Consider the following 13,898-nt stretch of genomic DNA (forward strand, 5'->3'; position numbering starts at 1 on the left):
CCCCGGGACTCCATGGACAAAAAATGCTAAATATGAGTGCTGTCACTAATTTAGTAACAGCGAAATTAAGCTATTGAGGGCCTAGTTGGGTGTCTGCGAGTGATTAAAACCTGCTAAAAATGACTTTAACCACCTTAAAGTGCCTTGATAATGGATAGCTGTACATTATCAAGGCACTATTTTGCCGTAAAATAATGTGACTGGATTTGCAACAGTACTCATATTTGGCATTTTTTGCCCACCGGGGCTAGCGAAGGTCAAAAACAGAGTGCGCATTTGCTAAAACTGCCGACTCGATGCACTCTGCGTCGCGGTTTTTGAGTGAGACGATGCGTTCTGAGGTCCATGTGAGCGATCTGATAAGCGACTGTGCGCTTGTTTCGGTGTTTGCCTCCGCCGGCGCATCGGTCTCGAGCAGTAAACGATCGAGTGGGATCTGTCGGGCGTATTCGCGACCGCGCTTGGTGGCGAGCATCCGCTCGTTCACGGAAAAATAACAGCCCGCATTACGCGCGCGGACGAGTTCGTCCGAAGTACCGCTAAACCAGTGGAAGATGATAGCGGGGGAGTCGGGGTTTGGGATGAGTAGTCCATGCGATTCGAGGACGTCCAGTACGGCTCCTGCCGAACGAACGTCGTGAATTGATATCACACGCCCGGTAAGAGGATGTTGCGCGAGAGCCTCGCAGAGCCGGTCAAGTGCCTGTGTTTGCAGCGGCTCGCTTCCGGCAAAGCGCGCAGAAAAGTCGAGTCCCACCTCGCCGATGTAGCGCTCTTGGGCTGCAACTTCGCAAAGCAGATTGATTTCGGCAGGACCGCAGCGACCGTCGGCAAGCCACCAGGGGTGAAGCCCAATGCCGGCGATGATGCTTGGTTGGCGATGGGCGCGCTCGTTTGCGGCCGAAAAGTCACGTGGATCGACGCCGCAATCAAATAGGCCCAAGCCCAGTGCCGTCGCCTCATCGGCAACGGCGTCCGGGTGAGCCATCAAATCAAGATGGCAGTGTGCATCAAATAACCGGGGCTCCATCTCGGCGCACTCCGCTAGTCCAGGCGTTGGCCGTCGGCGCGCACACGCTCGGTGCCGCGTCCACTGATCTGGCGGATAACCTCGCCGGCAATCATCTGACCCATGATGGGCGGCATAAAACTAGCGGTACCCAACTCGGTACGCTCGTGGATGTTGGACGGGTCGCGGGGTTGGGTCTTAACCGATTCCTCGCAGCTAAACAGCACGTGCAGACTCTTGATTCCGCGCTTCTTACATTCTTTGCGCATGATGCGGCTCATGGGGTCACGTACCGTATCGAAAATGTCGGCAAAGCGGAGGCACTCGGGATGGAGCTTGTTGGCCCCGCCCATGGAGCTAACCAAACGAATGTCGTGGTCCTGAGCATATTTGGCAATGGTGAGCTTGGCCGAGATGGTGTCGATGGCGTCGACGACGTAGTCGAGCTTGCCGTCCGTCTGCTCCAAAACGCTCGCGAAGAACTCGTCGATGTTGTCGCTCAGCAGGTATTCGGTGCGTTTGATAACGGTGGCGGTGGGATTGATGTCGTGGATCATGGCTTCCATAACATCGACCTTGCGCTTGCCGATGGTGCTGTGAAAGGCGATAGCCTGGCGATTGATATTGCTGGGCGCGACGATGTCCTTGTCCAGAATGACGAAATGACCAATGCCGCCGCGGGCGAGTGCCTCGCAGCAGTTGGAGCCCACGCCTCCGCAGCCGAGCACCAACACCGTAGCATCGGCGAGCTTATCGAGTGCCTCGCGGCCCATGATGATCTCGAGCTTGGTGTCGCGTGTCTCGACGAGAGCGGCAGCGGTTTCGGTCATAGACATCCTCCGATGGGGAAGCGAATCGTGTTTTAGCTATCGCCATTATAGGTGTTATCGCGATTCCATTTGAGCCCTTGGGCTTGTTGAAATGGGATCGGGGTTCGCATAAGATTGAAGCAGATGGCACCCGTTGCAGCGGGTTGGCCAACTCCAAAACACGTTTGTAGCGTGAGAAGTGGCCGTCTTCGCATTACGCGGAGGCGGCTATTTTTTTTGAGTACAAGATTAGATAGTTAGACAAACATCTAAATATCGAGTATAGTGTGCGCGTTATGAGAGATGATGAGAGGAGGTCTTATGCCGGGAGAGGGTTTTAAGGCGCTTGCCGATCCAACGCGACGGCGCATTTTGGAGTTGCTGCGCGAGGGCAATTGCACGGCGGGGGAGCTTGCCGAGCATTTCGATATCAGTAAGCCGTCGCTGAGCCATCACTTGGCGACGCTCAAAAACGCCGGGTTGGTGACCGACGAGCGCCATGGCCAAAACATCGTATACAGCTTAAACACCACCGTCATGCAGGATTTGATTGGCTGGTTTATGGGCTTTACAAACACGGAAGGTGATAAGGATGAATAACGAAAACAAGGGCATTCACCCCACGGGGGTATCGTCGCGCGTGTGGATTGCGCTGGTCGCTCTGTGCGTCGCCAATGTCGTAGCGCATCTCATGGTGATGCCGAGCTTGCCTGCGCAGATTCCCACGCACTGGGGCGCGAACGGCGCCGTTGACGGTTGGGGTCCTAGCTGGATGGCCTCCGCGCTCGGCGTGCTGCCTCTGGCGCTTCTCGCAATGTTCTGCGTGGTGCCGCGCATCGACCCCAAAGGTGAGGCATATCGAACCTCGGGCAAGTTCTACCAGGGCTTCGTAATCGCCTTCACCTTGTTCATGTGCGCCATAAGCTGGCTGGGAGAGCTTACGGTCTGGGGCGTGGTGCCGGCGGTCGGTTCGGTCAACGTGCTTATTTCCGGTGTTGTCGGTTTGCTGTTCATCGGCGTAGGCAACTACTTGCCGCGTGTGAAGCAGAACTATACGCTCGGTATCAAGACACCTTGGGCGCTTGCCGATCCCGAGAACTGGCGCCGTACGCAGCGCTTTGGCGGTGCCTGCTTTATGGTGCTGGGTGTCGGCTTGATAGTGATGGGCGTGGCAGGCAGCGTGCTTTCGAGTGAAGTCGTCGCCGCGGTGATTGCGGTCCTGGCGTTTGGTTCGGTCGGAGCCGTCTACGTCTACTCGTATCTGCTGTGGCGCAAATCTCAGCGGGCTGTTCGTTAAGGTTGCGGAAAACTAGCGTACGCAGTTCATAGTGTGTCCCGGGGGACTTTTCCCAGGTAGTATTAGGGGGTGTGGGCAACCATGCCCCTTTTTCGCTAAGTTTCAGAGCCGGTTTCCTCATTTCGTTTCCACTAAAGCGAATCAAGAATAGGGAAACAGCAGGTAGAAAGGATAAAACAGACAAATGGCGGAGTTTATCTACCAGATGTATCAGGCTCGCAAGGCTCATGGCGATAAGGTAATCCTTGACGATGTGACCTTGAGCTTCTACCCCGGTGCCAAGATCGGCGTCGTGGGCCCCAACGGCATGGGTAAGTCGACCCTGCTCAAGATCATGGCCGGCATCGAGGAAGTCTCCAACGGCGATGCCAGGCTCACTCCCGGCTACACCGTGGGCATCCTGCAGCAGGAGCCGCCGCTCGACGACGACAAGACCGTCATCGAGAACGTGCGCATGGCGTTTGGCGATATGATCGCCAAGGTCGATCGCTTCAATAAGATCGGCGAGGAGATGTGCGACCCGGATTGCGACATGGACGCCCTCATGGCCGAGATGGGCAAGCTCCAGGACGAGATTGACGCCGCCGACGGTTGGGATATCGATTCCAAGCTCGGCCAGGCCATGGACGCCCTGCAGCTGCCCGATTCCGACATGCCGGTCAACGTGCTTTCCGGCGGCGAGCGCCGCCGCGTGGCCCTGTGCAAGCTGCTGCTCGAGGCTCCCGACCTGCTGCTGCTCGACGAGCCCACGAACCACCTGGATGCCGAGTCGATCCTGTGGCTCGAGCATTTCCTGCACAACTACCAGGGCGCGGTGCTTGCCGTCACGCACGATCGCTACTTCCTGGATAACGTTGCCGAGTGGATCTGCGAGGTCGACCGCGGTCACCTTTATCCCTACAAGGGCAACTACTCCACGTATCTGGAGACCAAGGCCGCCCGTATCGAGGCTCAGGGTAACCGCGATGCCAAGCTCGCCAAGCGCATGGAGGCCGAGCTCGAGTGGGTGCGCAGCTCGCCCAAGGCTCGCCAAGCCAAGAACAAGGCCCGCCTGGCTCGCTACGAGGAGATGGAGGCCGAGGCCCGCGCAAGCCAGAAGCTCGACTGGACCGACATCCGCATCCCTGTGGGCCCGCGTCTGGGCAACAAGGTGCTCGAGGCCCATCATCTGCACAAGGAGTTCGATGGCCGTGTGCTCATCGACGACCTTTCGTTTACCCTGCCGCGCAACGGCATCGTGGGCGTCATCGGCCCCAACGGTGTCGGTAAGACCACGCTGTTCAAGACGATTGTGGGTCTGGAGCCGCTGACTTCGGGCGAGCTTGAGGTGGGTGAGACCGTCAAGATCTCCTATGTCGACCAGAACCGTTCCGGCATCGACCCCGATAAGAACTTGTGGGAGGTCGTCTCGGACGGCCTGGACCACATGATGGTCGGCGAGACCGAGGTTCCGAGCCGTGCTTATGTGGCGAGCTTTGGCTTTAAGGGCCAGGACCAGCAGAAGCGCGCTGGCGTACTCTCCGGTGGCGAGCGCAACCGTCTGAACTTGGCGCTTACGCTCAAGCAGGGCGGCAACCTGCTGCTCCTCGACGAGCCCACGAACGACCTCGACGTCGAGACGCTGTCCTCGCTCGAGGCGGCGCTGCTCGAGTTCCCGGGCTGCTCGGTGGTCATTAGCCACGATCGTATGTTCCTGGACCGCGTTGCCACGCACATCCTGGCGTGGGAGGGCACCGATGAGAACCCGGGCAACTGGTATTGGTTTGAGGGTAACTTCGAGGCCTATCAGGCCAACCGCATCGAGCGCCTGGGCGAGGACGCAGCCCAGCCGCATCGTATCCACAGGAAACTTACCAGGGACTAGTTTGATGTGGCAAAGGGACAGCCCCTTTGTCACACGAACTTATGCTCAACCTGGGAAAATAAAAAAACGCGGCGAACGTTTTTGTGACGTTCGCCGCGTTTTGCTATTCGTTGGATTCTTCAACCTTGTCGACGGTCCAGGTGGCTCCGAGGCCTCCGGTGGTGTTGCGGCGGATGCGCACGGTGACTTCGTGGCGCTCGCCGGCCTGCGTGTAGCGCAGGGGGAAGATTGCGCGGTTTCGCGCGGCCTCGATGGTGCCGCGTTCGCGGGCGATCCAGTAGTACTCGCCGACGATGCCGAGCGTGTCGGCGCCGTAGGGGAGATAGGTCGACAGCTGGTGTAGCAACGGGCCGGGGCAGAAGACCTCGGTTGCGAAATCGACGGGGAAGTCCTCGGGGATGGCGGGCGTTGCGGGTGCGGGGGCCGGTGCTGCTGCGGGTACCGAAGCCGGTACCGGTGCGGGAATTTGGTCATAGACAGGTGCGGATGCGGACTCGATGACGGGTGCAGACTCGGGCGCCGGTTCTGGCTTAACTGCGAAATCTGTCGGTTCCACGGAGACGGATGTGTCTTCAGTCTCGGTTTTGGCGTCGGCTTGCGGGGCGTCCTCTGCCTCGACAGACGGCTTTGCCTCGATTGGTGTGGAGGCCATGGTGGTGATGCCGGCGTTTGCGTTCTCGGGGTCATAGACGACCGTAAGCGAGATGGCAGGCTGCGGCGTCTCGGGCTCCGGCGCCGACTCGGTAGCGTCTTGATCGTCGGGCTCGTCGGGCTGATTGTCCTCGGCCTCGTCGCCAAAGACATCGCTGTTTTGGAACGCAGACGTCTCGGGTTGGTTAGCGGCTTCTTCGGTTGCCGACTTGGGAGCCTCGTTGAGCTCCGCAGCGGCCTCCTGCTCTGATATGACTTCGGGATCGGACGTGGCGGCGATTTCGGTTTCGGCTTCTGCTGTTACCTCAATAGTGACTTCGATCTCTGTCTCGGGGTCGGGCTCCGGAGCGACTTCGGGCTCGGGCTCGGGACGCTTGACGTGCTTGGGGCGCACGGCCTTGAGGTCCTTCTCGCCGCGCTTTTTCTTTTTGTAGGACTGCTTGGCACCCTTGGTGGCCTTGGGCTTGTCCTCGCCCTTGGCAAGGGCGGCATCCCAGGCATCGTTGGCGATGACAGTGGCATACAGGCGACCGCCCTTAAAGACGGTCAGCTTAATACAGTCGTCGAGTTCCTCGAGCAGCTCGCGCGTGGACTCGAAGCCCAGGTCATAAGCAGTCATATCGCCAGCGGCGAGCGCCTCCTCGACCTGCGTCATAAACGTTTGCTTGCCGCATCCAATCGCATCGCGCAGCAGGCGATACAGATAGATGTGGTTGCCCAGCGAAAGCGTGGGCTTAACTATTGTCTTGCTCATGGCAAATCTCCTCTTTACACACCAAAGCATCTTACCATCGCACAGGCCTTGCCATCTCGTCGCCCAAGGCAAACGGGCGCGAACCGCTGTCGATTCGCGCCCGTTGTACAGGTTGCCTATCTGAGGATGCAGTGCCTAGTTGCCCGATGTCGTGCCTTGGCTTGAACTGTCAGATGTTGTGCCCGATGTGGTGCCGCCCGAGCTGTTAGTGCTGCTGTTGTCGGTAGATCCTGTGCCCGATGTATTGCCGCTCGTCTGGTCGCCCGTGCTCGGCTGCGAGCTGTCAGTCGTTTGGCTTGAGTCGGTCGTGCCGGATTGCGTACCGCTGTTGGCCGTAGAGGAATCGGTGCCCTGCGATTGGTTTTGGGTGTTCGAGGACGAATTGGCAGAGGCAGAACTGTCTTGCGTGTCGTCCGTCTGTGCCTGCTGATCCTGCGACTGGGTGTTGCCATTTGCATCGCTCTCGGTCGTGCGCGACGACAGGATTGGCTCGGGACGCTCGCCCAGACCCTCACCGGCAGTGGTGATAAGGATGGCGCCGGCGCAGGCGATGACCGCGACGATGGCGATGGCGATCGAGAAGACGATGACCTTCTTTTGCGTCTGGCTGCGCTCTGCTGCCGCCTTGGCGCGCAGGCTGTTGGGGGCGACGCGCGCCGTGGTCGCGCGCCCCGCAACCTGGCGCATCTCCTGCGTAGTCGCGGCGCCGCCCAGGTGCTCCTCGGCATTAAGCTCAACGGGCTCATAGGCGCCGGCGGGGTAGTCGACGTCGGCGTGCGTACCTTTGAGGGCTTTGGCGCTGGCAGAGATAAAGTGGCGGTAGACCTGCGAGGACACAACGGTGATGACCGAGCTCACGGCGGCGCCAATTACTGAACCAGCGATGCCAATCTTGGAGGCAAGCGCGACGCTCGTGGCAGCAGCTGCGGCGCCGGCGATGATCTGGGGAATGGAAATGTCATCGAACAGGCCCTTTTTGGGCGCGATGGCCATGGTCTGTCCGATGGAATGGTTCTCGTGCACGCCGTTGTTGAGCGATGCCGGCGTCATGACGCGTGTACGTGGCGCGTCGGTGTACTTGGATGTCATACGGGGTCCTCCCGGTTCGTTTAGTGCTATGACAGGTTGTCTAGCCCCAAGGGTACCCATCTCGTGTGGACCGAAGATGGACTCGCCCGCAACACCACCAACTCACCAAAGCCATGGGGCTTCGTTTCGTCTGCCTTTTTAGCGTTGGGCTCGGTGCCCGTTTCGATATGCGGTAATTTCGCACGGAATCTGACCCAGAAACGTACGAAAAGAGTGTGCAAAGGCGGCCTATTTGTTCTTACGAGAGTTGTGGAGCACTTCGATGACGCATTTTGATCGGGCAATATCATCGATTAATATGTCCTGGTCCGCTCGCGCTATTTCGTCAAGGTTGGCGTCCCACTCATCTAAAAGAACCACGTTGCAGTTCTCTTCTAGATAGCCAGACTCCAAGAGTTTGAGTATTCGAGTGACCGCTTGTCCGCTTGATGCCTCTTGTGTGTCAAGTTCTGTGAAATAAAGCATTGGGTGGGCGGGAAGAAGAAAAGCCCTATCTCCCAATCTTTCTTTGAGCAGTGCTAAGAGTGTGCTTTTCCCGCTGCCATTGGCTCCTCGTAGCGTCGTTCTCCCTGGGGAGAAATTTCGAGTGGCGGTTTCAATATCGGACATATTCTTGGGAACAACGCTGCTCTCTACCCCTTCTGCTGGGATAACCCGTAGCTTGTCCCACTTAATGAGTCCATGTTGGCGTTTTTCTTCGTTGGTGAGAATCAGGTTGTCTCGAACTAATGCTGTCCTCGTTGTCCTTTCGGAGAGCTGGATTGCATATACAACTATTACGTTGATGTTTTGAAGAATCGATACCTGCCTTGGAAGAATGGCTATAAGGGTTGTTAGCGGGGCGGGGCTGCCTGCATGGACCAAACAGTAATGGAAAATCGCAACGATAAACGGGATAGTGCTTGCCACTGTTGCGAGGGTAGAGAGTCCACCTCGAGCGAGCGTAAGGCTGATCTGTGCCCGCTTCGAGGTGTTTTCTCTTGCGAGATAATACGTGCTCCAATCTCTAAAGCAACGGGAGTTTCCGATCCACGAATTCGGGATGCACTTTCGTATTGCAGAAAAAAGGCGCGACCGTGCAATTTGCGATTCTGATGCTGGTTTCCTTACTAAACGAAACGAAATCAGTGCTGTGGATAGAGATATTCCGCCCGACAAAACGATTGCCACGGCAAAGGAGCTGTCCAATACACTGGCTGTCGCCGCTGTATTAAAAATGATATTAATTAAGGTCGTAAATGCATCAGCCGCATAGGCGACGTTATCTGAAATGACGATCCAGAGCTCCGTGTCGATATAGGGCTCCTTTTCCGTTTTAATGCGCTTGTTAAAGAAGGCGCTAGTTGCGCCATAGTTTGAAGTCGCGGCATGACTTACGGCCTTATTGAGAAACCAGTACTTTGACCGTTCTTTTTCGAATTCAATGAACATCTCGGGGATGCTGACGGAAGCCAACAGGACGCAGAACACGATAATCGAGCGAGTGGGGTCAATGCCTGAGGATACGTCGCAGGCAGCACTCGCGATGGCGATGGTGGTAAGAGCGACCATTCCCTGCTGGGCAAGGATACCAATGATACAAAGGACTACCGGCACGGCTGAGAACCTCCAGAGGGATTGCAAAGCAGCTCGTGGATTCGCGGTATGGCTACGCAATCAACGAACTTCAGAAAGTTAGTTAATTCATAGTCACAAATGGCTTCGGCGGATTTGAAGTGCCTTTCAACTTGGCATCCGCCATTGCAGTAACCGCCAATTGGACATTGCAGGCACTTCTCACTACGATGCTCGATGGGGTTGAGCCATGAATGTGACGTGTTGACGGACTGCTCATTTTCAGGAAGCCTGAATTTGTGGTTTCCGACTGTTGTCGTGCAACGATAGCGCTGCATATCGGGGCTTAAGTAGTATCCGCGAATAATGTTTGAGGTGGCCCAGCAGTATGCGAATCGTTCTTTACCGTATTCATTCTGTCCAAAGTCAACTCCGAGAATCTTAGACGGAAATTCGGTTGACTTCATAAATCCCGATATCAACCACTTCGGCCGATAGTTTTCGAAAATTTCGATTAATTTACGCTGTATCTCGTATTCATAGACTTCGTTGTTTCTATTTGTTGCATATCGGTCGTAAACTCGTCCAATTTCAAATTGAAAGAACGGCGATGTAGTCCATCCAGAGTTTTTAACAAAAAGAATCAGCTGTTCAAGTGAATCTATTGAAAGTTTACTGACATTGCTGCACACGCGGATGGGGAGTCGCAGTTCTGTCATGGCATCAACGGAGCGTTTAATTGCTTCGAATGATCCTTTTCCGTTTTTAGTTACACGGGCCGTGTTGTGAATTTGTGCCGTTCCGTCTAGGGTGACGCTAACGCTCTTCAATACGTCCCTAAACAAAACGAACAGATCTAAAAACGAGAGGAGGTCGTAGCCATTCGTAACTATCGAAACTCCAACACTCTCTTCGCGAGCAAGTTTGAGGACATTGGAAACAAAGTTCCTGGTCTTGTGCTGCAACGGTTCTCCGCCGAATAGTTCTATAACGGTTGGGTTGTTTGGGTATAGACGCTTCGCTTCCTGAACGAAAACAGCTGCCTCTTCAAGCATCGACGACATGTTATTTTCGGCGCTTTGTGGTTCTTGCAGGTCGAAGGCGCGTTCGAAGCAATACGTACACGCCAAATTACAAGAGAAGGTCGGACAAAGTGATATGACGTTAATTCCGCGTTGAAGTTCATGGTATTCGGAGTCGAAAGCAATTGACTCTAGCTCGGATTTAGAATCATTTGTTTTCGGAAAATATCGACCCGCTATCCTGCATAGGCGCGTTGAAGGATCGATTGCATCTTTCGGGGCTATATCGATGATATTGTTCCATGAATCTATGACCAGAGAATTATTGTCATCAAATGGTCGAATGAAAATATTGGGGCCAAGATAGAAGGCTTTTGCCTGCTTTTGGACATCGACGCGTTTCGGATGTTCATCAATGAATGTAGTGATTTCCATGGTGTCTTCCCGTAATAGGGGCACGACGACAATAGGCTCAAATCGAATGAATGGCTACTTGGACAGCGGTGTTAGTAGCGGATGGGAATCAAATCCTGTTCAGCCTTATGCTCCTCGGCATAAGATGTTTCAGGAATGCTATTGATGAGAGAATCAGATGCATCGATTCCATATTTAGACAAAATAGAGCGCAAATCATCAGTTGACATAATAAAACCTCCCTGTGGGGGCCTATTATCGCCGTGCCGAATGGACTAGCCTTTTTACGGCTTGAATTGAATTGCCGAATTGTCTAATGGAAAACTACAATGGACTAGTCCAATCTGCGAGAACTAAATCTGAGCATCTTATAGTGCATTTTAGTTTTTAAGCGAGATTCTTCAAGAGAGATTTTCAAATTCTGTCGCCGGTTCACGTCTGTTGTCCAGATTGTCTATCTGGGGATGCGGCACCTAGTTGGCCGATGCCGTGCCAGATGCGGAACCGCTCGAGCTACTGTTGCCGCTGTCGGCTGTGCCCATTTCCGGCGCATTGCTGTTTGCCTTGCCGCCCATGCTCGGCTTCGAGCCATCGGTTGTCTGGCTGGAGTCGGTAACAGATACCATCAACTCATCAAGGGGGGCTTGCTGTCTTTGGCGAAATAGCTTGATGCTAAACTGGACTTACGATTGCGAGGTGGTTTACGTGATGTACCCGTATATGACATTCGAAGACGGTACCGAGGTCATTCATTCTGACCTGATTACAGATGGCGATACCGAAAAGGTTATCGTGCATTTTGAGCGACCGACGGCAGAGGGCTTCGACTCCGCTCGTTGTGAGTTGCCTTCTTACAATTGGACCATGTGGGAGGGGCATTTCACCGACGAGGAGAAGCGGGGATTTGAGACTTTTCTGAGCAATAACGCCCATCTGCTGTATCGCTACGCCGCAAACGGAGGAGCTAAAGTTGCCTAGCCTTTTTCTTATTGGCGGCTATAGGGTCTTCTTTTGGTCCAACGAAGCGGGCGAGCCAATCCATGTCCATGTTTGCAAGGGGGCGCCTTCAGATAACTCGGCCAAAATCTGGCTGACTCGCAGGGGAGGTTGCATTGTCGCTAATAACAAAGCGAAAATCCCTTGGAGCACGCTTGACGACCTCTGTGAAATTATCGCCGCTCAGCATGAATTGATCTGCTCTAAATGGAAGGCATTTTTCCTTGTGGACGAGATCTCGTTCTACTGCTAAACGCCGCCCTTGCTTCCCTTTTTCAGTTTTAAGCATGAGCCCGTCCCATCAGCACTGATTGAACTTGACAGTACAATGGAAGCGGACTTTATCGCCGCCGCTCACCGCGGCTAAACGGATATGTTGGAGCTCGCATGAACGATTTTCTAAATGGTCAAGTTAAGAACGATGGCTTTTTGCGTGTGGTGGCGGCCTCACCGCGGATTCGCGTGGCCGATGTCGAGGGCAATGCCGAGGTTGCGCTGGCGGCTGTTCGCGATGCTGCCGAGCGCGGCGTTCGCGCGCTGGTGTTGCCCGAGCTTAATCTGACTGGCTATACCGCGGCTGATCTGTTCCATAATCGCACGCTGCTGCATGCCTGCGAGGCTGCTCTGGTGCATATCCTCGACGAGACTCGTGAGCTGCCGATTGTCTTTACCATCGGTCTTCCCGTTGCAGTTGCCGAGAATATCTACAACTGCGCCGCCGTGTGCTGCGCGGGCGAGCTTTTGGGCCTTACGGCCAAGAAGTATCTGCCCAACTATGGCGAGTTCTATGAGCGCCGTTGGTTTGCTCCGGCGCCTGCGGATCCCGTGTGGGTTGAATTTGCCGGTCAGGGTCCGGTTCCGCTGGGTTCGGGGCTTGTCTACCGTTGCTGTGATGAGGGCGCCGAGGACCTGGTGCTGGGCGTTGAGGTCTGTGAGGACCTGTGGGTGCCGGCGCCCCCTTCGACCGAGATGGCGCTTGCCGGTGCCACGGTGATTCTCAACCCGTCGGCCTCGGACGAGATTATCGGTAAGGCAGATTACCGCCGCAGCCTAATCTCCAATCAGAGCGCGCGCCTGTACTGCGCCTATGCCTACGCGGACGCGAGCGAGGGCGAGTCCACGACCGACATGGTCTTTGCGGGCGAGAACCTCGTCTACGAAAACGGCTCCAAGCTCGCCGCGACCAAACTGCTTACCTGCGATATGGCCATCGCCGACGTTGACCTTGACCGCCTGGTTGCCGAACGCCGTCGCTCGACGACGTGGACGCGCACCGACGATGCTCCGGAGGCCACGACCGTTGAGTTTTCGTTTGAGGGCGTGCTGGCCGAAGAACCTGTCCTGCGCGATGCCTGCGATATCGACCGCGTTTTCCCGCGCGCGCCCTTTGTGCCGGTCGACCATGGTGACCTGGCCGAGCGTTGCGAGACCATCCTCGACCTGCAGACCGCCGGCCTCAAGACCCGCCTTGCCCATACGGGTACCAAGGCTGCAGTCATTGGTCTTTCGGGCGGCTTGGACTCCACACTAGCGCTGCTTGTGACCGTGCGTGCCTTCGATGCACTGGGGTTGCCGCGCACGGGTATCACGGCCGTGTCCATGCCTGGCTTTGGCACGACGCACCGCACTAAGTCCAATGCCGAGTCGCTCGCTCGTGACTTGGGTGTGAGCTTCCGCGAGGTCTCGATCCATGCTGCCGTGGAGCAGCACTTTAAGGATATCGAGCATGATCCGACCGTGCAGGACGTGACCTACGAGAACAGCCAGGCGCGCGAGCGTACGCAGATTCTGATGGATCTGGCCAACCAGGCTGGCGGCTTTGTCATCGGCACGGGCGACCTGTCGGAGCTGGCGCTCGGCTGGGCTACCTACAACGGCGACCACATGAGCATGTACGCCGTCAACGCGAGCGTGCCCAAGACGCTTGTGCGCCATCTGGTGCGCTATGCCGCCGATGTCTTTGGCGGGCGCATTGCCGAGGTCTTGCTCGATATCCTCGATACGCCGGTGTCCCCCGAGCTTCTGCCGCCCACGGGCGACGGCGAGATTGCGCAGAGGACCGAGGATTTGGTGGGCCCGTATGAGCTTCACGACTACTTCCTCTACTACCTGCTGCGTTTTGGCTTTGAGCCTGGCAAGATTTACCGCATGGCGCTCAAGAGCTTCAAGGGCGTCTACGACGCTAAGACCGTCCACACGTGGCTACGTACGTTCTACCGTCGCTTCTTTGCCCAGCAGTTTAAGCGCAGCTGCCTGCCCGATGGTCCCAAGGTGGGCTCGGTGACGCTCAGCCCGCGCGGCGATTGGCGTATGCCGAGTGACGCTAGCTCGCGTCTGTGGCTTGCGCAGATCGACGCGCTCAATCCAGTTGACTAAGGTTGGCTAAATTGAACCAATACGGGGGTTGCAAGCGTTACACTTTTGCAATCTGATGGCCCG

At 56.1% G+C, this 13,898-nt stretch carries 13 protein-coding genes; 5 read left to right on the top strand and 8 right to left on the bottom strand.

Going from position 1 to position 13,898, the window contains the following annotated elements; translation table 11 throughout:
* Window positions 1–247: 247 nt before the first annotated feature.
* Complete coding sequence (locus OIL88_05025; protein ID HJI71728.1) at window positions 248–1,030, bottom strand: TatD family hydrolase; 783 nt, start codon at window positions 1,028–1,030, stop codon at window positions 248–250.
* 14 nt (window positions 1,031–1,044) lie between these two features.
* On the bottom strand, window positions 1,045–1,839 hold the full coding sequence (locus tag OIL88_05030) for a tRNA threonylcarbamoyladenosine dehydratase (protein HJI71729.1): 795 nt from the start codon (window positions 1,837–1,839) through the stop codon (window positions 1,045–1,047).
* A gap of 300 nt (window positions 1,840–2,139) precedes the next feature.
* Here OIL88_05030 and OIL88_05035 point away from each other — a divergent pair, with 300 nt between their 5' ends.
* The 3 genes from OIL88_05035 (at window position 2,140) to ettA (ending at window position 4,979) form a co-directional block, all read left to right on the top strand.
* A complete protein-coding gene (locus OIL88_05035) occupies window positions 2,140–2,418 on the top strand; it encodes an autorepressor SdpR family transcription factor (GenBank protein HJI71730.1) in 279 nt (92 codons plus the stop codon).
* On the top strand, window positions 2,411–3,115 hold the full coding sequence (locus OIL88_05040) for an SdpI family protein (protein HJI71731.1): 705 nt from the start codon (window positions 2,411–2,413) through the stop codon (window positions 3,113–3,115). Before OIL88_05035 ends, OIL88_05040 begins: the two co-directional genes overlap by 8 nt.
* A 184-nt stretch (window positions 3,116–3,299) precedes the next feature.
* Complete coding sequence (gene ettA, locus OIL88_05045) at window positions 3,300–4,979, top strand: energy-dependent translational throttle protein EttA (GenBank protein HJI71732.1); 1,680 nt, start codon at window positions 3,300–3,302, stop codon at window positions 4,977–4,979.
* Window positions 4,980–5,082: 103 nt separating this feature from the next.
* On the opposite strand, the gene OIL88_05050 is transcribed toward ettA, so the two are convergent.
* From OIL88_05050 to OIL88_05070, 5 genes are all read right to left on the bottom strand, one after another.
* Window positions 5,083–6,384: a hypothetical protein gene (locus tag OIL88_05050; GenBank protein ID HJI71733.1), complete on the bottom strand. Its 1,302-nt coding sequence runs from the start codon at window positions 6,382–6,384 to the stop codon at window positions 5,083–5,085.
* 135 nt (window positions 6,385–6,519) lie between these two features.
* Window positions 6,520–7,473 carry a hypothetical protein gene (locus tag OIL88_05055; protein ID HJI71734.1) on the bottom strand — a complete coding sequence of 318 codons (954 nt, stop codon included), beginning with the start codon at window positions 7,471–7,473 and terminating at the stop codon, window positions 6,520–6,522.
* Between the two features lie 228 nt (window positions 7,474–7,701).
* Entirely contained in the window at window positions 7,702–9,069 is a 1,368-nt protein-coding gene (locus OIL88_05060) for an ABC transporter ATP-binding protein (protein HJI71735.1), read from the bottom strand.
* Entirely contained in the window at window positions 9,060–10,484 is a 1,425-nt protein-coding gene (locus tag OIL88_05065) for a radical SAM protein (GenBank protein ID HJI71736.1), read from the bottom strand. The genes OIL88_05060 and OIL88_05065 overlap by 10 nt, the downstream gene beginning before the upstream one ends.
* Before the next feature lie 71 nt (window positions 10,485–10,555).
* Entirely contained in the window at window positions 10,556–10,693 is a 138-nt protein-coding gene (locus OIL88_05070; protein HJI71737.1) for a hypothetical protein, read from the bottom strand.
* Window positions 10,694–10,940: 247 nt separating this feature from the next.
* On the opposite strand from OIL88_05070, the gene OIL88_05075 reads away from it, so the two are divergent.
* Window positions 10,941–11,441, top strand: a complete 501-nt coding sequence (locus tag OIL88_05075) for a hypothetical protein (GenBank protein HJI71738.1) — start codon at window positions 10,941–10,943, stop codon at window positions 11,439–11,441.
* 88 nt (window positions 11,442–11,529) lie between these two features.
* On the opposite strand, the gene OIL88_05080 is transcribed toward OIL88_05075, so the two are convergent.
* A complete protein-coding gene (locus OIL88_05080; GenBank protein ID HJI71739.1) occupies window positions 11,530–11,748 on the bottom strand; it encodes a hypothetical protein in 219 nt (72 codons plus the stop codon).
* Window positions 11,749–11,846: 98 nt separating this feature from the next.
* Between OIL88_05080 and OIL88_05085 the strand changes: the two genes are divergently transcribed.
* Window positions 11,847–13,835 carry an NAD(+) synthase gene (locus OIL88_05085; protein ID HJI71740.1) on the top strand — a complete coding sequence of 663 codons (1,989 nt, stop codon included), beginning with the start codon at window positions 11,847–11,849 and terminating at the stop codon, window positions 13,833–13,835.
* Window positions 13,836–13,898 lie beyond the last annotated feature (63 nt).

The organism is Coriobacteriaceae bacterium (assembly GCA_025992855.1).
Lineage (GTDB): Bacteria > Actinomycetota > Coriobacteriia > Coriobacteriales > Coriobacteriaceae > Collinsella.

Coding starts and splice junctions, on each gene's coding strand:
- OIL88_05025 (HJI71728.1), bottom strand. CDS start 1,030: ATGGAGCCCCGGTTATTTGATGCACACTGCCATCTTGATTTGATGGCT.
- OIL88_05030 (HJI71729.1), bottom strand. CDS start 1,839: ATGACCGAAACCGCTGCCGCTCTCGTCGAGACACGCGACACCAAGCTC.
- OIL88_05035 (HJI71730.1), top strand. CDS start 2,140: ATGCCGGGAGAGGGTTTTAAGGCGCTTGCCGATCCAACGCGACGGCGC.
- OIL88_05040 (HJI71731.1), top strand. CDS start 2,411: ATGAATAACGAAAACAAGGGCATTCACCCCACGGGGGTATCGTCGCGC.
- ettA (HJI71732.1), top strand. CDS start 3,300: ATGGCGGAGTTTATCTACCAGATGTATCAGGCTCGCAAGGCTCATGGC.
- OIL88_05050 (HJI71733.1), bottom strand. CDS start 6,384: ATGAGCAAGACAATAGTTAAGCCCACGCTTTCGCTGGGCAACCACATC.
- OIL88_05055 (HJI71734.1), bottom strand. CDS start 7,473: ATGACATCCAAGTACACCGACGCGCCACGTACACGCGTCATGACGCCG.
- OIL88_05065 (HJI71736.1), bottom strand. CDS start 10,484: ATGGAAATCACTACATTCATTGATGAACATCCGAAACGCGTCGATGTC.
- OIL88_05070 (HJI71737.1), bottom strand. CDS start 10,693: ATGTCAACTGATGATTTGCGCTCTATTTTGTCTAAATATGGAATCGAT.
- OIL88_05080 (HJI71739.1), bottom strand. CDS start 11,748: ATGCTTAAAACTGAAAAAGGGAAGCAAGGGCGGCGTTTAGCAGTAGAA.
- OIL88_05085 (HJI71740.1), top strand. CDS start 11,847: ATGAACGATTTTCTAAATGGTCAAGTTAAGAACGATGGCTTTTTGCGT.